Source organism: Candidatus Leptovillus gracilis, assembly GCA_016716065.1.
GTDB lineage: Bacteria > Chloroflexota > Anaerolineae > Promineifilales > Promineifilaceae > Leptovillus > Leptovillus gracilis.
Genome location: JADJXA010000014.1, coordinates 59557 through 77127, shown reverse-complemented (window position 1 = coordinate 77127; position 17571 = coordinate 59557). Strand labels below are relative to the sequence as shown.

Here is a 17571-nt window from a genome sequence, read left to right as displayed (position 1 = left end):
CCGGGTAGCCGGTTTGCTCGGCTACCAGGGAGAGACCTGGCTGGTAATGGAATCTGTGGAAGGAGACTGGGAGACTGGGAGACTGGGAGAGGGGGAGACGGCCGTACTCCCTGCGGGCGGCTGGTTCACAGTTTCCAGCTGAGAGCTAACAGCCAAATCCGGCCGCATTTCCTTCACGAAGCCGACGACTTTTTCCAGGGTGTTGTAAGACCGCAGATTCAAATCGCTGCGCGCCGGGATGCTAAACTCTTCACGGATGGCAGCAAAGGTTTCCGCCTGCTTCACCGTGTCAATACCCAGGTCGGCTTCCATGTCCAGGTCCAGGTCCAGCATGTCTTCGGGGTAGCCGGTTTGCGCGGCTACCAGCGAGAGGACCTGGCTGGTGATGGAATCCGTGGAAGGAGACTGGGAGACTGGGAGACTGGGAGAGGGGGAGACGGCCGTACTCACCACTGGCTGCTGGCTGCTGGCTATTGGTTTCACCGGTTCGGGGGCGGGTTCGATTTTGGGTGTGGGCAGGGGTGCGGGTGGCTCCACTTTGGCAGCCGCTGCGGACGGGGCATTGGCGGGGGCGGGCGGTTGGCGACGGGGGGCGCCGGGGCAGTTGGCGTCAGCGCCATACGCGCCGGGGCCTGTGCGGTGGCCGCGCCGTCGCCGGCCAGGGCGCGCAGCGTGGGACCTGTGCCCACCTGCCAGCGGTTGGCGGCCGGTGAGCGCGGCGGCGCGCCATCGGCCTTGATGCGCAGTACCCGCTGCACCACTTCTGTCTCGGCTGTATCGTAGCCGCTGATGTCGGCCAGCCAGCGCTGGTAGAGCGGCTTGTTGTCGGTGCGGTCCAGGCCGCCGGGGATGCGCCGCGTCAGGGTCATGGCGATTTGCGAGCCAAAACCGGCCGCCAGATGGATGGCGTACTGCACCGGATAGCGGCCGCCACGGCTTAAATTCAACGGTCCCAGGTCGGGGTCTACCACTTTAAAGTTGGGCACAGGCGGCACAATGCCATATTCCAAAATTTTGACGGCGATTACGTCTTCCACACCCACGCCCATCGGGTGGCCGGTGAAGCCTTTGGTATTCGCCATGATGATTTCGTTGGCTGCGTCGCCAAAGGTTTGGCGCAGGGCCGTTACTTCGGCGGCAGCGCTGCCGCCACGGGCCGGGGTGTATGTTTCGTGGGACATGAAGACGGTTTGCGGAGCCATGGCGTAACGGTTCAGGCCAAAGCGGCGCTCGGCGGCCGTCACCAGATTGTTCATGACCAGGGAGATGTGGTCTACATCCAGCCGGGTTCCGTGGAAGGCGCTGTTGCTGGTTTCGCTGCTGAGCAGTTCCACAATGCCGCGCATCCCGCGCTCGCGCACGGCGTCTTCGCTTTCCACCACCAGGGCGCAGGCGCCCATGCCCAGGATGGTGCCGTGGCGGCGCAGATCGAAGGGCAGGGCCGCCTCTTCTACCCGATCCTGGGTGGTGGCTGCGCCGACGGCCAGGAAACCGGCGCCCACCCACTCCATCAGGTTATCGCCGGTGACATTATCCGCCCCCAAGACGATGACGCGGCGGCAACGGCCGTTGCGAATCCAATCCTCGGCCATGGCCACGCCCTGCGCTGTGCTGGCGCAGGCCGCATTGACGTGGGTGTTGGGGCCGCGCGCGCCAATGTATTGGGCGAACTGGCTGTGCCCCATCGCCAAAATGCGGAACAAAAAGCGGCGGTCAAAGACATAGGGTTCCCGCTCTAACTCGGCGCGTAATTCGCCGATGCGCCGGTTGATTTCGGCCATCGTGCCGCCGTCGGTGGTGTAGCGGCGCAAATCTTCTAAGGCTTCCAACTGGCTGCGCCGGTTCATAAACGTGTAATAGCGCGTCATTTCGTCGGCAAAACGGTCGCCGCCGGGGAAGGCGCTGGCAAAAATCACGCCGGTTTCGTCGCGCAGGGCTTCTGGCAGCTTCCAATCCAGCGGCAGATACTTGCCGGTGGTGGTTTTTTTGTAGGTCATCGCCAGGGGGATACCCGCTTCGCGCAAGGCATCCAGCCCGGCAGCCATTGCCAATTGGCTGGTGATGTCCAGCGCCTCGATCAGCTTGCCATCTACGCCATATTCCGCTTCCAGGTCGAAGCTGCCCGGGCGGCCGGCCAGTTTAATCACTTCCGACGGGTCGTCTATGGTGGCAAAGCTGCCAGAGCCATCGGCCGCTTTGACAATGCGGGTGATGCGCTTGTTGACCATCATCTTCCGGAAACGTTCCGGGATGAGGTCTACGAACTGCTCGCCTTGCAGGATGCGCAGGGCGTTGTCGGGGTCCATCACCGCTTTTTCGGCGCCGGGCAGCCCCAATCCCGTGCCGCTGATGATAACCGAACCGGTAGGCACGGCGTTGCGGTCGTAGACGGTGTTGGTTGATTGGCTGGTTTGTTGGAGAGCCTGGGCCAAAAGCTGGCCCAAGGCTTCCAGATTGGCTGGCGGATTGCCGGCCGGTGTGCCGTTTTGATTCATGTCCTCTTTCCTGCCTTCTGGCGCTGCCGCCGGTTCACTCTTCACTGTCAACTCCCCACTACCAACTATCAACTCCCCCCTTTCACTGCCACCTGCCCACCATACCCGGCGGCATACAAGCCGCAGAGCGCCTGGTTAAACGTTGGCAGCGTGCCTTGTTTGGGGTGATTGGTCATCAGAGCGAGGACATCTTCTTTGTCGCCAAAAATGTCGTTGACGAAGCCGCGCAGGGCGCGTTTGGGGCCAACTTCGACAAAGGTACGCACGCCCTCGGCGTACAACGTCTCTAAGCCTTTCACCCACTGCACGGGCGAGGCGATCTGTTTTTGCAGAATGTCTTTGATGTCGTTTACGGCCGTTGGGTACACTTCCCCCGTCACATTCGCCACCAGGGGCAAGGTGGGCGGGCGGATGTCCAGCCGGTCTAGCACCTGGCGCAGCGGGATGCTGGCCGGGGCGACGATGCTGGTGTGGAAGGCGTGGCTGACGGGGATGAGCATGGCCCGGTAGCCTTGGGCCTCAAATTGGGCGACGGCTTGTTCAACGGCCGTGCTCGCCCCGCCAATGACGCATTGGCTTTTGCTGTTGATGTTGGCTGGGACCACGTAGCCATCCATCTGGCGCAAAATCTCTTCGACCACCTCATACGGGGCCAAAACGGCGGCCATTTTGCCATTGTCCGGCACGTCCAGGTTCGCCATTTCGCTGCCGCGGGCTGCGGCCGCTTCCAGGGCATGGGCAAAGGGCATAATCCCGGCGGCGATGAGGGCGGCATATTCGCCCAGCGAATGACCCATCACCATATCTGGTTTGAAGCCGTAATCGGCCAACAGCGCCATCACCGCCATGTCCAGCGTCAGCATGGCCGGCTGGCAAATTTCGGTTTGCATCAGGTCGAAGTTGGCCTGCATCACTGCGCCCTGGTCGGCGGAATTGACAAAGATGTAGTCAGTCAGTGGTTTGCCGAGGATGGGTTTCATCACCGCGTCGGCTTCTGCAAATACATTGGCGACGGTGGGCGACAGTTCGGCCAGCTCGCGCCCCATGTTGACATATTGGCTGCCCTGGCCGGGGAAAAGGAAGGCGATTTTGCCCGCAGGTTGTCCGCTGCCACGGAAAATGCCCTGAGCTTGCATCGCTTTCCAGGCCTGCGGATTGTCGAAGCTCATTACTTTGCGCGCTTTGTGCAGGCGGTCCAGCAGCTCGTCGTGGTCGCCGTAATCAATGATGAGGCGTTCGGCGGATTGGATCACGGCCGTGTCTGGCAAAGCGGCCGTTGGTGGCGTCCAGCCGTTTTTCGCCCGTTCCAGCGCTTCATCCAATTTTTGTTGCAAGGCCAGCGGCGTGGCCTCGCCCAGGGCAAAAATGCCACGCACCGGGGCCGTTGCGGCGGCTGGTGCGCCGTTGCTGGCGGTGGTAGTTTGGGGAACGGCCGTGCTGGCAAACACCTTGCTCTTTTGTGCCAACATGCCGGGTATATACTCCTCCAGAACCACATGGAAATTGGTGCCGCCAAAACCATAGGCGCTAACGCCGCAGCGGCGCGGCGTCCCGTTGGGCGCAGCCCATTCCCGCGCCTCATGGTTGGGGTAAAACGGCGTGCGGCTGAAATCTATGTTAGGGTTGGTTTTTTCGGCGTTCAGGGTGGGCGGCAAAATTTTGTGGTAGACGGCCAGCGCCGCTTTCAACAGACCGGCCGCCCCCGCCCCGGCCTTCAGGTGGCCGATGTTGCTCTTGGCCGAACCGATGGCGATGCTGCCGCGGGCTGCGCCGCCAAACACTTTCGCCAGGCTTTCCACCTCCACCACATCGCCGACGCGGGTGGACGTACCGTGCGCTTCCACCAGTGTGGCCGTAGCCGGGTCTAACCCGGCGATTTCCCAGGCGCGGGCAATGGCTAACTCCTGACCGATGGGATTGGGGGCAGTGATTCCTTTGCCTTTGCCGTCGCTGCTGCCGCCTACGCCGCGAATCACGGCGTAAATTTTGTCGCCGCTGCGCTCAGCGTCGGCCAGCCGCTTGAGCAGGAACGCGCCCGCACCTTCGCCCATCACAAAGCCATCGGCGCCATCGCCAAACGGCCGGCTGCCGGTGGCGCTGAGGGCGCCGATTTTGCAGAATTTGACGAAGGAGGGCGCGCCCATGTTGCGGTCTACACCGCCGCCAATGGCGGCATCTATTTGATGTTCGGCCAACATATCAATAGCCGCCTTGATGGCCGCGAAACTGGAGGCACAGGCGGCGTCGGTGATGAAGTTAGGGCCGCGCAGGTTCAGCAGGTTGGCGACACGGCCGGAAACGATGTTCGCCAATTCGCCGGGCATGGAATCTTCGGTAATGGCCGGGATGCGCTGGTCAATGACGCCGTGCCATTCGGCGATGATTTGTTGCCGCAGGTCGGCTGACAAATTGTTAAAGGCAGTCGAGGCTTGTAAGGCGTTGGCAAATTCGGGGAAGACGATACGGTTTTGGGTAATGTAATGGAGTTCGCCGCCCATGGCTGTGCCCAGGATAACGGCCGTGCGCTCGGTGGGTAACGGCCGTTCCGGGTAACCATAATCGGCCAGCGCTTCGGCGGCAATCGTCACCGCCCACTGCTGCGATTCGTCCATTGCCGCCGCCACTTTGGGCGGCATACGGAACTGCTTCCAATCAAATTGATAGCCGCGCACCCAACCGCCGATCTTGCTGTACGTCTTGTCTGGCGCATACGGGTCCGGGTCGTAATAAAACGCCGGGTCCCACCGCTCCGGCGGCACGTCGGTGATGCTGTACCGCTTGTTCACAATATTCTGCCAAAAAGCCGGCGCATTCGGCGCGTCTGGCAAAACAGCCCCTAATCCCACAATCGCAATGGCTCTATCCGCTGAATCCATGTTTCACCCCTGGAGGAGGACATTCACAATTCATCATTCACCGTTCACAATTCACAATTTAAATGCTTTGTTTAGCGCTTCGGCTGCCTGGTCCATGTCTTCCAGCAAGCCGGTTTGCGCCTGATAAATACCCGGCAGGTTCAAAGAATTTGCCAGGTTGGGATCGGTTTGTCCCGCGCCGATGGCCCAACGCAGGCCGTCGGTGGCTACTTTGAGAGCGGCGTCACGGCCGTGAATGCGGGCCAACGCCTGCCGCGCTGGGATGTCCAGGTTGATGGCTGTGGTTGGCTTGTCCACCACACGCTCGGCGAAGATAGCGGCCGTTTCCGCATAGGCAATCAACTCGCCCAGCCGGAACAACATATGCTGCTGCCGCGTCAGCCGGTCCAGGCGGCAGCGCTCCAAAATCACCGAGAGGGCGCGCAGAGACAGTGCGGCGTAATTGGCCCCATTGTTGGGCTGCGTTTTGTGCAGAGCGTCCAAACGGTCGGCCCAGTCGTTGTAAAAGGCCATACGCGACTTCAGATGAAGCTGCCAACGGTCGCGGGCGATGGTCCATTCCATAATTTCCGACGTGCCCTCGTAAATGGTGGTAATGCGCACATCGCGCTTAATTTTTTCCACCATGTATTCTTTGGTATAGCCATAACCGCCATGGGCCTGAATGGCGTCTTCGGCCGCCTTGTTGCCCGCTTCCGTCGCCATGTATTTGGCAATGGCCCCCTCTGTTTGCAGCCCGTGCCCACCATCTTCGCCGTCCAACCGTTCGGCGACCCATTCGATGTAGCTGCGAGCCGCTTCCAGCCGGACGGCGTTGGGCACGATGAGCTTGTGGGTATAACCCTGTTTTTCACTGAGGGGCGCGCCGCCCTGAATGCGTTCCTGCGAGTAGCGGATGGCGCGGCGCAGCGCTTCCCAGCCCGCGCCCATACCAAACGCGCCCACCATCAGGCGGGTGTAGCCAAAAACAGCCTGGGCCTGGGCCAACCCCTGCCCTTCTACACCGCCGATCAAGCGGTCGGCCGGCACATATACGTCTTCCAGAAAGAGAGCGGCCGTATTGCTGGCGCGAATGCCATGTTTGTCTTCCGGCTTGCCTTTGGTGAAGCCGGGGGCGTCTTTGTCTACCACAAACCAGGTCGGACCGCCGGGAGCCAGGGCCAAAATGGTGTACAGGTCGGCCACTGCCCCGTTGCTGATCCACTGCTTTTGGCCGCTGATTTTATAGCCCACAACTGCGCCATTTTCTTCCACCGGCACAGCTTTGGTGGTCAACGCTGCCAGATCGCTGCCGGCCTGTGGTTCGGTGGCCCCATAAGCCATCAGCAGCGCTTCTTCGGCAATACGCCCCATCCAGAGTGCTTTTTGTTCTGCTGTACCTCCCACGCGAATTGGGTCGGAACCCAGAAAGGTCGCCAGAACCCCGGTAGCCACACCCAGATCAATGGAAGCCATCAGCTCGGAGACGCGGTAAATGTCGTATGCGCCGCCACCCAAACCTTCGTATTGTTCAGGAATAAAAATAAGGTGCAATCCTAGCTGGGAGGGATCATTCAATTCTTGTAGAACTTCGTGCGGGAACTGATCTTCATGATCCAATTTGAGCAAATAGTCGGGCGTTAGTTTGCGCTCGGCATACTTTTTCAGTGTATCCAGAATCATGTCGCGGGTCTCTTGATCTAAACCGGCCATACAAATCTCCTCAAATAACGGTCTGTCTGTTTTATCAAATCGGCGCGTCCACCCTGACAGTTAATACCAGTATTGGCCTATCATCGTATGAACGTGCGCCTTCTTAAACGCTGTGTCTACAGTGGCGGCAGAGCCATACAAACAAAAAGCACCCCTAGACAAACCGTGTCTAAAGATGCTCCCCATGAGTTTAGAATTTCTGATTTTGGCTCAAAACTGAGTGAATTGTATTACAAGCAACTGGTGCTGAAGAATGACAAATGTAATGTATTCTTTGTGAAAAATAGTACAAATGTAACGGCTGGCTTGCTTCAAAACAACATTGACTGGCAAATTGTGGAGAAGGTTTATCAATCACAAAAAAGCCATACCTGAGTTAAATCGCATTGTTTTAGGAATGCCCCTGCCAGGACTCGAACCTGGGCTTCCGGCTTCGGAGGCCGACGCTCTATCCTCTGAGCTACAGGGGCAATATGCGGATGAGATTCTGCCACAGGGGAGGCTAAATGTCAAACTGGCGAGAAACAAACGAAACTCCAGGGGTTTTCTCAAACCCCTGGAGTTTGACGGACATGTTAACTGAGTTTTTTCTTGAATTCGGCCGACAGCGCCGGCAGTACCTCAAAGAGATCGCCGACGATGCCATACCGCGCCAGCTTGAAGATAGGCGCTTCCGGGTCTTTATTGATGGCGACAATGACTTTGGAGCCGCGCATACCGGCCTGGTGCTGGATGGCGCCGCTGATGCCATTGGCGATGTAGAGGTCTGGGCTGACGGTTTTACCGGTCTGGCCGACCTGATGCTCGTAAGGAATCCAACCGGCGTCTACGGCCGCGCGTGAAGCGCCCAGAGCCGCGCCTAACGTATTGGCCAGTTCGCGTACTGGGGCGAAGCCCTCCGGCCCGCCCACGCCGCGCCCGCCGCTGACGATGATGCTGGCGTCGGTGAGGCTGACGCCGCCTTCTTTGGCGGCAAAGCCGGTGACTTTAGCCGGGATGTTGGCTTCGCTAACGGCCGTGTTTACCCATTCCGCGCTGCCGCTGCCGCCCGTAGACTCAGCCTGGGGGAAGGCACGGTTGCGCAAGGTGATGACTTGCGTGCCCGTCGTCACAAAGACGGTGGAGAGCAGCTTGCCGGCGTAGACCGGGCGTGTCACTTTAACCCGGTCGCCGTCCACGGCCAGGTCTGTGCCATCGGCCACCAGACCGGCGTCCAGGTCGGCGGCGACCCAGGCGGCCAGGTCACGGCCACGAGTGGACGCCCCGGCGATGATGACGCTGGGCTGGCGTTCTTGGGCCAGTTTGGCCGCCAATGCGCCCGCCGCTTCGACGCGGAAGGGGGATAAAGTTGCATCGTCTGCGCCTAAGACGGCGTCCGCGCCTAAATCGAAGGCGGCTGCAGCAACAGCGGCAACGTCGTGCCCAAACACCAGGGCGGTGAGGGTTTCGCCTAAGCCATCGGCTACAATGCGGGCCGCGGCCAATGCTTCTTTGGCAATTGTGGCAATTTCGCCATGATTATTTTCGATGAAGACCCATACGCCGCTCATATCACTTTCTCCTCAAACAACTTGGCGACCAACCTGGCCGCTTTCTCTTGTGCGTTGGCGCCCTCGATGATTTCCACGCTGCCTTCGCGGGCAGGCAAAGCGTAGACGTGCGACCAATCTACCTTGCTGCCCACGCTGGAAACGCCCAAGTCGCTGGCGCCCCAGGTGGGGATGGTGGCCCGGCTGGCTTTGCGGATGCCCATGAAGGAGGGGTAGCGGGGTTCGTTGATCTCTTTGACGGTGCTGATGACCACGGGCAGGGAGGCGGTGACGGTTTCTTTGCCATCATCGAGCAGGCGTTCGACGGTGATCTGGCCGCCGCCGATGGCGGTGATGGCCGAGACAAAGGTGAGCGGCGTCCAGCCGAGTTTGCGGGCGGTTTGCACGGCCGTTTGCCCCGTATCCCCATCAATGGCTGATTTACCGAACAGGGCCACTTGCACGTCGCCAATTTTGTGGATGGCGGCGGCCAGCACCCTGGCCGTGCCCAGACTGTCTGCGCCAGAGAAGGCTGCGTCTGATAGCAAAATGGCTTCGGTACACCCCATCGCCAGCGCCGTCTTCAAGGCTTCCTGGCTTTCGTCGCCGCCCATGGTGAGGGCGATAACGTCGGATGCGCCATGATTTTCCTTCAGGCGGATACCTTCCTCGATTGAATACTCATCCCAGGGATTAACCACGTTGGGCTTGCCACCGGGATCGTCCCAGCTCACGCTGCCGTCTGGTTTAACCGTCAGATCGGCGGTGGTGCTGGGGGTTTGTTTGGTACAAACGACAACCTTCATATAGCTACCTCCAGATAAATTGTGAATTGTGAATTGTGAATTGTGAAGTTCAGAAATCGTTCGCCCTTCAACATTCGCAATTCACAATTCGTAGTCCATTAACAATGGCTGATTTAATGCGCGAAAACGCTCGTAGAACGTCTCGTTGGTAAACGTAAAGGTGGTGGCGCGCCAGGAAAAGGTGATGATCTGGGCAGATTGGCGGATGGCTTGTTTGGCGGGTAGGGCTTTTTGGCGGGCGAGATGGCGGGAGAGGCGGAGTACGGCCGTTCCCACCCCCAGGCCTACAATCAAACCAATCAACAAACGCAGCCACAAGGCCAGCCCGGCCGGCGTAAGCAGCAGCCCGAGGAGAAGCAGGGTAACGGCCGTTGCCCCTGCTCCCACCCAGCCCAGTTTTTCCAACCGCTCCTCTTCGCCAGATTTGTGGGCCAACTCCTGAGCGCAGTCAGCGCACACCGGTACGTCTATCTGACGGGTGAGACGGCCGTGCTGCTTTTGCAGGCGCATGGGCATGACCCCCGGTTGGGCGCAGTGGACGCATAAGCCGGGGAAGCGGACGGTTTCGTCGGGACGTAGTTTGAGTTTTAGAGTCCGGTCTGTCATCTTAAAATAGTGGTTGTCGGGCAGCAATCAGTTCACGAGCAACAACCATTCATGGCTCACTCTGCCAGAATGCCTCATCGTAAGCGGGTAGTTCGCAGCGCAGCGGCTTGTCTTGCCGCTGGCCGAAGGCATACGCAGCCTGCATCAGTTGGTGAATTTCGCTGGTCCCTTCGTAAATGATGGCGCCGCGGCTGTTGCGTAAATATCGTTCCACGTCGTATTCGTCAGAAAAGCCATAGGCGCCATGCACCTGAATGGCTTCATGGGCCGCCTTGAAAGAATGGTCGGTGGCGTACCACTTGGCCATAGAAACTTCGCGGGTGTTGCGGCTGCCCTGGTTCTTGAGCCAGCCCACTTTCAGATACAGCAGGCGCGACACGTCGTACCACTGCTGCATCCAGGCGATTTTTTGTTGGATAAGTTGGTAATCAGCAATCGGACGGCCGAAGGTTTCCCGTTCCTGGGCGTAGTGGATGGAGGCTTCTAAACAGGCGCGGGTGAGGCCGGTTGCGCCGGAGGCGACGGTGTAACGGCCGTTATCCAGGCAGCTCATGGCAATCTTAAAACCCTCGCCTTCTTCGCCGATGCGGTTGGCCGCCGGCACGCGCACATCCTGGCAGTTCACCCAACCGGTGGACCCGGCGCGCACGCCCAATTTGCCGTGAATATCGCCGGTAGTCACGCCCGGCATGTCGCTCTCGACCATAAACGCGGTCAGGCCGGCATGGGATGGTCTGGCGTCTGGATCGGTCTTGGCCACCCAAAGAACGTGGTGGGCTTTAGTCGCCAGACTAATCCACATCTTCTCGCCGTTGATGATGTAGTCGGCGTTCGCTGCTCCGCCATCTTTGCGCGCAGTAGAGCGCATTCCAGCCACGTCGGAACCGGCGCCCGGCTCGGTGAGGCCAAAAGCGGCATATTTTTCGCCGCGCGCCTGGGGCGCCAGGAAGCGCTGTTTTTGCTCTTCTGTGCCCCATTGCAGCACACCCATGCTGTTCAGCCCCATGTGGACGGACATGGCGACGCGCAGGGTGGTATCTATGCGTTCTAATTCTTCGCAGACCAGGCCAAGAGTCACATAATCATAACCTTGACCCCCATAGCGGACGGGAATGTTGATGCCCAAAATACCCAGTTCCGCCATGCGCGGCAGAGCGGTTGGGTTCATGCTTTGCTGCCGATCATATTCTTTGATGGTGGGCAGGATTTCTTTTTCGCCAAATTCGCGGACCATGGCCGCGGCTTGTTGCTGTTCTTCGGTCAGGGAGAGGTCTAGCATGTTCTGGTTCTCGCGGGTTCAGGTTCAGGTTTAGCAGTTACTGTTTGCAGCATCATTATAACGGGAGGGAGGAGGGGATGCAACATGACGCAGTGCGACATAAAAGAGAGCGCGATCTGCCCAATCGCCGATAGATACTTGACAAGGTGACATCTGACAAGGTGACATCTGACAGGGTGACATCTGACAAGACGGCATCTGACAAGGTGGCAAAAATGGACATGGTTCGTCGAGCGGAACATCTTCTTTACAAATTCAGACTGAATTGTCATTCCTTCGGCGTTGCTCAGGACAAGGTCTGAGCAACGCCGAAGGAATGACACGCTTTTTTGTTAAATTTGTAAAGCCCATATCGCCTGAATTGAACCATGCCCAAAAATGTTAGATGATGGCCTTTGCGGGTGTAGTTGTCCAGAATGGTCTTTTTCCGCGGTTGTAGGGCGATTTGGAAAATCGCCCAGTAAACGATTTGGAAAATCGTTCTACAAATTGGGCGATGATTTCTCTGGATACTGATAATACTGGCAGCGATGCCGGTTGACTGACAAAACTCACATTCAGCCCAATTGGCAGCGGATTGGCAGGATTCACGGATTCGTTTTTCTCGACTACCCTCATTCGCAAATCCTGGAAATCCGTGTTCTGCGACCTCTAAAAATAGGATTTGTCAGTCAATCAGGGGAGCGATGTTTCGTAATCTGTGAACCAAACGCCACTTTTTCCCTCACCCAATTCTTACATACGTCTATTGACGCATTTCGTTTAGTTGTTTAGAATATCGCTATTAGTCATTCTAAAAACAACTAATCCCATAACGAGACCCTGTTATTCTGAGAGAACAATGGATTTACGAACAGATTTATTGAAGATCGGCTTTACCGAATACGAAGCGAAGGTGTATCTGGCGCTGCTGCGCGAACATCCGGCGACAGGTTATCAACTCAGCAAAGAGTCGGGTGTGCCCCGTTCGATGGTGTATGAGGCGTTGAAGCGGCTGCACGGCCGTGGCGCGGCCTTAGAAACGGTAGAGGGTCGGACGACATTGTACCGCCCCCTGCCACCCGAACTGCTGTTGGAACAGCACGCGGCCGATCATCGGCGGCTGCTGCAAGAGTTAGGCCAGGGGCTAACGGCGCTGTACACGGAGACGACCGATAACCGGGTGTGGACCATCAGTGGGCGCACGGCCGTTCTTGCTTACGCCAGCCACCTTATTCATCAGGCCCAAACCGAACTTTTCCTGGTCCTCACCGACGGCGACCTGGCCGCGCTGCAGAACGACGTTTGCGCTGCCAGCGAACGCGGCCTGTTGGTGAGCAGTCTGCTCACCGGCAGTAGTACGCTCAACTGCGGCCGAGTGGCCTATCATCCACCGCTGGAAAGCGAATTACAGGGCATCACGGCTACCCTGCTGGTACAGGCCGACAATGCCGAAGTCCTCATTGCCAGCGCCAGCCCTCGGCATGAAACAATGGCAACCATTACCCGTAACCAGGATTTGGTACTCATTGCCCGGCAGTTTGTGTGGATGGAGATGTTTACGCAGCGTATTTATGCCCGCCTGGGCGCCGACCTGCTGGAACGTCTGGACCCCGAAGACCGCGAAATCTTCGCCAGCCTGAGCGCACATTAAAATTAGACTTGGCGGATTTTTGGCATCCTGCCAGGTCTTGGATGATACAAGGAATGCATAATGACTGAAGATACCATTGAATTAAGCCGGGGGAATGTGGTGGGGGAAACGGCCGTTTCTCCCACCGCCTGGCAAAAACTACAAGAAAAATTCCCGGCGCAGCAGGTGGAACTTGTTTTCACCGTTATCACCTTCATCACCATGATGAGCGGTCTGGCGGCCGAATTTTTGGACGCGCCGAGATGGGTCGCCCATCTGTTTTATGCTGTCGCCTACTTCACCGGCGGTTCGTTTGGTTTGATGGCCGGCCTGCAATCGCTGCGCAAGCTGACCATTGACGTAGACTTGCTGATGGTCCTGGCGGCTATTGGCGCGGCGCTGGTGGGCGCGCCGTTTGAAGGGGCAATGCTGCTCTTCCTCTTTTCGCTGTCCAATGTGCTGCAAAGCTACGCCATGGACCGCACACGCAACGCCATCCGCGCGCTCATGGCCCTGCGTCCGGCGGAGGCCACTGTGCGCCGTGATGGCGAGATGGTGACGCTGCCCATTGAAGAAGTCAGCGTTGGTGATTTGATGATTGTGAAACCGGGAGAGCGGCTGGCGTTAGACGGCCGTATCCGCGAAGGGCGCAGCAGCCTGGACCAGGCAGCCATCACCGGCGAATCTATCCCTGTCGCCAAAGAGTCGGGCGACATGGTGTTGGCCGGCAGCATCAACCAACGTGGCGGCCTGGAGGTGGAGGTGACACGGCTGGCGCAGGATACAACCCTGGCGAAACTGATCAAAATGGTCGAGGAGGCGCAGGGGCAAAAGGCGCCCACACAGCGCTTCATCGAAAAGGCAGAGCAGTATTATGCTCTGGGGGTGATTGTGATGACGGCCGTTGCCATCCTCCTGCCCCTGGTTCTGTTCAACGAACCGTTCAACACCACCTTTTACCGGGCCATGACGTTGATGGTGGCGGCGTCGCCGTGCGCCATCGTTATCAGCACGCCGGCGACGGTGCTGTCGGCCATTGGCAATGGGGCGCGGCGCGGCGTGTTGTTTAAGGGCGGCGTTTACGTGGAGCAAGCGGCAGGCATTAAAGTGTTGGCCTTCGACAAAACTGGCACGCTGACAGAAGGCAAACCCCGCGTCACCAACGTGACAGTTTGCGACGACTGCTGGGCCGGCGACGAAAACGACCTGCTGCGGTTGGTAGCCTCGGTGGAAAGCAAATCGGAGCATCCGCTGGCGCAGGCCATCGTTACCGCGGCGCAGGAGCGCGGCATCGCTTTGTCTGAAGTGACCGATTTCCACTCGGAAACAGGGCTGGGGGTATTGGCGGCCGTCGAAAACCGGCAGGTGGCGGTGGGCAATTTGCGCTACTTTGCCAATTGGGAGATAGATGGATTGGAAACGGCCGTAGATGCCCTGGACCGTTTCCAGGATGAGGGCAAAACGACGGTTTTGGTGGCCGATGTGACGGAAAACGGCCGTCGCGCCCACATTCTTGGCGTCTTAGCGATTGCCGACATCTTGCGTCCCAACGTATCCCAGACCATTCGCCGCATCAAAGCCGCCGGGGTGGAGCGCGTGGTCATGCTGACCGGCGACAACGAGCGGGTGGCGGCGGCCATCGCCCAACAGTCTGGTGTGGACGCCTATCACGCCGAGCTGCTGCCGCAAGACAAAATGCGCCTGCTGAAAGAGCTGGCCGAGCAGTATGGCCCGGTGGCGATGGTCGGCGATGGGGTAAACGACGCCCCGGCGCTGGCGGCGGCCGACATCGGCATTGCCATGGGCGCGGCGGGCACGGATGTGGCCCTGGAAACGGCCGACATCGTGCTGATGAGCGACGACCTGGGCAAAATCCCTTACGTCATCGGCCTCAGCCGCCGCACACGCAAGACGCTGGTGCAAAACCTGGCTTTCGCCATCGGCATGATTTTGCTGCTGATTGGGGCGGTGTTGGGCGTGGGGCTGGCCCTGCCGCTGAGCGTGATTGGGCACGAAGGCAGCACAGTGTTGGTGTCGTTGAATGGGCTGCGCTTGTTGGGCTATAAAGGCGAGTAACGGCCGTACCTTTCGCTCTCCCCGGTGCTATATGCTAGAATTTGCCCGGCATGACACACATAGATTACCTGGCAATTGGGCACATCAGCCAAGACCTGACGGCGGACGGACCAACGGTGGGCGGCACGGTTTCGTTTTCGGGGCGGCTGGCGCAGGCGATGGGCTGCTGCACGGCCGTTCTGACCAGCAGCGGCGCTGACTTTGCCTGGCAGCCTTATTTGGCCGGTATTCACTTGCACACCATCCCGGCGGCGCAAACCACGACCTTTGAGAACGTGTACACGGCGAACGGCCGTATGCAAACCCTGCACGCCCAGGCTGCGCCCCTCCTCCCCGGCCACGTGCCGGCGGATTGGCAGCGACCGGACATTGTCCACCTGGCCCCTATTGCCAACGAAATTGACCCGGCGATGATCCATCTGTTCAGTAACAGCCTGGTTGGGCTGACGCCGCAGGGTTGGATGCGCCGCTGGGGGGCCGACGGCCGTGTGTATGCCACCGACTGGCCCGATGCGCGTGAATTTTTGCCGCTGGCGGCGGCCGTTATCCTGAGCCATGAAGATTTACGCGATGAGGCGCAGTTGGCCCAATACCGCGCCTGGTCGCACCTGCTGGTGGTGACAAAAGGATACGATGGCTGCACCATCTATTTTGAAGACGAAATCCGCCACATCCCGGCCCGCCGCGCCCTGGAAGTAAACGCCACCGGCGCGGGCGATATATTCGCCACCGCCTTCCTCATCCGCCTGCACCAGACGGGCGGAAATCCCTGGGAAGCCGGCCGATTTGCCAACGACATCGCCGCCTGTTCGGTGGAATTAGATGGGCTGGAGGCCAAATTGGCCGGCATCCAGGCGCTCAGCAAAACCCTGAGGGTTTCCGAAAACCGTCAGGGTTGAATGGTTTCGACAAGGTTTTTTATGACCAAGATTTATGCCATCGTGAATCAAAAAGGGGGCGTGGGCAAAACGACCACGGTGATCAATTTGTGCGCCTATCTGGCCGGCAGCGGTCGGCGCACGCTGATGGTGGACATTGATCCCCAGGCCAACGCCACGTCCGGCATTGGCGTGAATAAATCGTCGCTGGACAAATCCATCTACGATTTGCTGTTGGAAGAAGCCTCGGTGGATGAAGTGCGCGTGGAGCGGGCCGAGTTCAAGCTGGATATTGTGCCCTCCAGCCCGGCGCTTTCCGGGGCAGAAGTGGAATTGGTGAACGCCATCGGGCGGGAATATCGGCTGCAAAAGGCGCTGGATGGGCTGAACGGCCGTTACGATTACATCCTCATAGATTGTCCGCCCAGCCTCAGCCTGCTCACCGTTAACGCCCTCACCGCTGCCCGCGACGGGGTGATCATCCCGGTGCAGTGCGAATATCTGGCCCTGGAAGGGCTGTCTCAGTTAACGCAAACTGTCGAGTTGGTGCGCAAATATCTCAATCCGGCGCTGACTATTCGCGGGTTGATCATGACGATGTATGACGGCCGTACCAACCTGAGCCGCCAGGTGGTGGAAGAAGTGCGTAAATTTTTCCCTGGCAAGGTGTTTCGCACCATTGTACCGCGCAACGTGCGCCTGAGCGAAGCGCCCAGCTATGGGCAGCCGATCAACATTTACGCGCCCACGTCTCCCGGCGCGCTGGCCTACCAGGTGTTAACGGCCGAAATCCTCAAAGGGGACCAGGTAAAGGAAACGACGGCATGAGCAAAAGACAAGGATTGGGTCGTGGTTTAAGCGCACTGATTCCCACGGCAGATACGGCCGTATCCAATGACGATATACGGTTGATCCCGGTAACGGCCGTGATTCCCAACCCCCACCAACCGCGTTCTACCTTCGACGAGACCCAACTGGCCGAACTGGCCGCTTCCATCACCGAGCATGGCCTCATCCAACCGCTGGTCGTCACCCAGCAAGACGGCCAATACATCCTCATCGCCGGCGAACGCCGCTGGCGCGCCGCCCAGTTGGCCGGTCTGGAACAGCTTCCGGCCATCGTTAAAGAAGCTACCCCCCAGGCCATGCTGGAACTGGCGATCATCGAAAACATCCAGCGCGCCGACCTGAACGCTCTGGAAGAAGCTTACGCCTACCAGCAGCTTATGGATGAATTCGGCCTGACCCAGGAAGAAGTCGCCAAACGGGTGGGTAAGGGGCGCTCGACTGTGGCGAACCTGGTGCGGCTGCTGACTCTGCCAACGGCCGTGCAGCAGGCAGTAAGTGATGGGCAGATCAGTGGGGCGCACGGCCGTGCGCTCCTCCCGCTGCCCACGCCAGAAATGCAAACCAACGCCATGAAGCAAATCATCAAACTCGGCCTCAACGTGCGGCAGACAGAACAACACGTTAAAAATCTCCTGGCAGAACAAAAGCCGCAGCCCAAACCAAAGAAATCGCTGCCACCAGAACTGGTCGATCTGCAAAACCAGTTTGAGCATTCACTGGGCACGCGCGTCATTATCAACAAACAGCGCAAAGGCGGCCAGGTCATCATCCATTACTATTCCGACGAAGATCTGCAATCGATCTATAAAGCTATTGCTGGCGAAGAGTAATTCGCCCCATTCATCCTCTGTCCATCTGTTCTCCCCGCCACCG

At 58.9% G+C, this 17571-nt stretch carries 12 protein-coding genes, 1 tRNA gene and 1 pseudogene; 6 read left to right on the top strand and 8 right to left on the bottom strand.

Annotated elements, in window-relative coordinates:
• Positions 1-21: 21 nt before the first annotated feature.
• The 3 genes and pseudogenes from IPM39_23745 to IPM39_23735 all read right to left on the bottom strand — a co-directional run bounded on the left by IPM39_23745 (position 22) and on the right by IPM39_23735 (position 7063).
• A pseudogene (locus IPM39_23745) lies at positions 22-2495 on the bottom strand (hypothetical protein).
• A gap of 68 nt (positions 2496-2563) precedes the next feature.
• Positions 2564-5371 carry a type I polyketide synthase gene (locus IPM39_23740; protein ID MBK8989045.1) on the bottom strand — a complete coding sequence of 936 codons (2808 nt, stop codon included), beginning with the start codon at positions 5369-5371 and terminating at the stop codon, positions 2564-2566.
• 51 nt (positions 5372-5422) lie between these two features.
• Positions 5423-7063 (bottom strand): acyl-CoA dehydrogenase family protein, encoded by a 1641-nt coding sequence (locus tag IPM39_23735; protein ID MBK8989044.1) that lies wholly within the window; start codon positions 7061-7063, stop codon positions 5423-5425.
• A gap of 165 nt (positions 7064-7228) precedes the next feature.
• Between IPM39_23735 and IPM39_23730 the strand changes: the two genes are divergently transcribed.
• Positions 7229-7438, top strand: coding sequence for a hypothetical protein (locus IPM39_23730; GenBank protein MBK8989043.1), 210 nt, complete (start codon positions 7229-7231; stop codon positions 7436-7438).
• A 23-nt stretch (positions 7439-7461) separates the two neighbouring features.
• On the opposite strand, the gene IPM39_23725 is transcribed toward IPM39_23730, so the two are convergent.
• The 5 genes from IPM39_23725 to IPM39_23705 all read right to left on the bottom strand — a co-directional run bounded on the left by IPM39_23725 (position 7462) and on the right by IPM39_23705 (position 11283).
• A tRNA-Arg gene (locus tag IPM39_23725) sits at positions 7462-7533 on the bottom strand.
• Between the two features lie 105 nt (positions 7534-7638).
• Complete coding sequence (locus IPM39_23720; protein ID MBK8989042.1) at positions 7639-8613, bottom strand: electron transfer flavoprotein subunit alpha/FixB family protein; 975 nt, start codon at positions 8611-8613, stop codon at positions 7639-7641.
• Positions 8610-9398, bottom strand: coding sequence for an electron transfer flavoprotein subunit beta/FixA family protein (locus tag IPM39_23715; GenBank protein MBK8989041.1), 789 nt, complete (start codon positions 9396-9398; stop codon positions 8610-8612). Before IPM39_23715 ends, IPM39_23720 begins: the two co-directional genes overlap by 4 nt.
• Before the next feature lie 81 nt (positions 9399-9479).
• Positions 9480-10004: a hypothetical protein gene (locus IPM39_23710; GenBank protein MBK8989040.1), complete on the bottom strand. Its 525-nt coding sequence runs from the start codon at positions 10002-10004 to the stop codon at positions 9480-9482.
• A 49-nt stretch (positions 10005-10053) separates the two neighbouring features.
• The gene (locus IPM39_23705) at positions 10054-11283 is read right to left on the bottom strand and encodes an acyl-CoA dehydrogenase family protein (GenBank protein MBK8989039.1); all 1230 of its coding nucleotides are present in this window, start codon (positions 11281-11283) and stop codon (positions 10054-10056) included.
• 841 nt (positions 11284-12124) lie between these two features.
• On the opposite strand from IPM39_23705, the gene IPM39_23700 reads away from it, so the two are divergent.
• The 5 genes from IPM39_23700 to IPM39_23680 are packed head-to-tail and all read left to right on the top strand — an operon-like array spanning position 12125 to position 17528.
• The gene (locus IPM39_23700; GenBank protein ID MBK8989038.1) at positions 12125-12916 is read left to right on the top strand and encodes a TrmB family transcriptional regulator; all 792 of its coding nucleotides are present in this window, start codon (positions 12125-12127) and stop codon (positions 12914-12916) included.
• A gap of 60 nt (positions 12917-12976) precedes the next feature.
• On the top strand, positions 12977-14971 hold the full coding sequence (cadA, locus tag IPM39_23695) for a cadmium-translocating P-type ATPase (protein MBK8989037.1): 1995 nt from the start codon (positions 12977-12979) through the stop codon (positions 14969-14971).
• A 50-nt stretch (positions 14972-15021) separates the two neighbouring features.
• The gene (locus IPM39_23690) at positions 15022-15870 is read left to right on the top strand and encodes a ribokinase (protein ID MBK8989036.1); all 849 of its coding nucleotides are present in this window, start codon (positions 15022-15024) and stop codon (positions 15868-15870) included.
• A gap of 21 nt (positions 15871-15891) precedes the next feature.
• Positions 15892-16677, top strand: a complete 786-nt coding sequence (locus tag IPM39_23685; protein ID MBK8989035.1) for a ParA family protein — start codon at positions 15892-15894, stop codon at positions 16675-16677.
• Entirely contained in the window at positions 16674-17528 is an 855-nt protein-coding gene (locus tag IPM39_23680) for a ParB/RepB/Spo0J family partition protein (protein ID MBK8989034.1), read from the top strand. The genes IPM39_23685 and IPM39_23680 overlap by 4 nt, the downstream gene beginning before the upstream one ends.
• Positions 17529-17571: the final 43 nt, after the last annotated feature.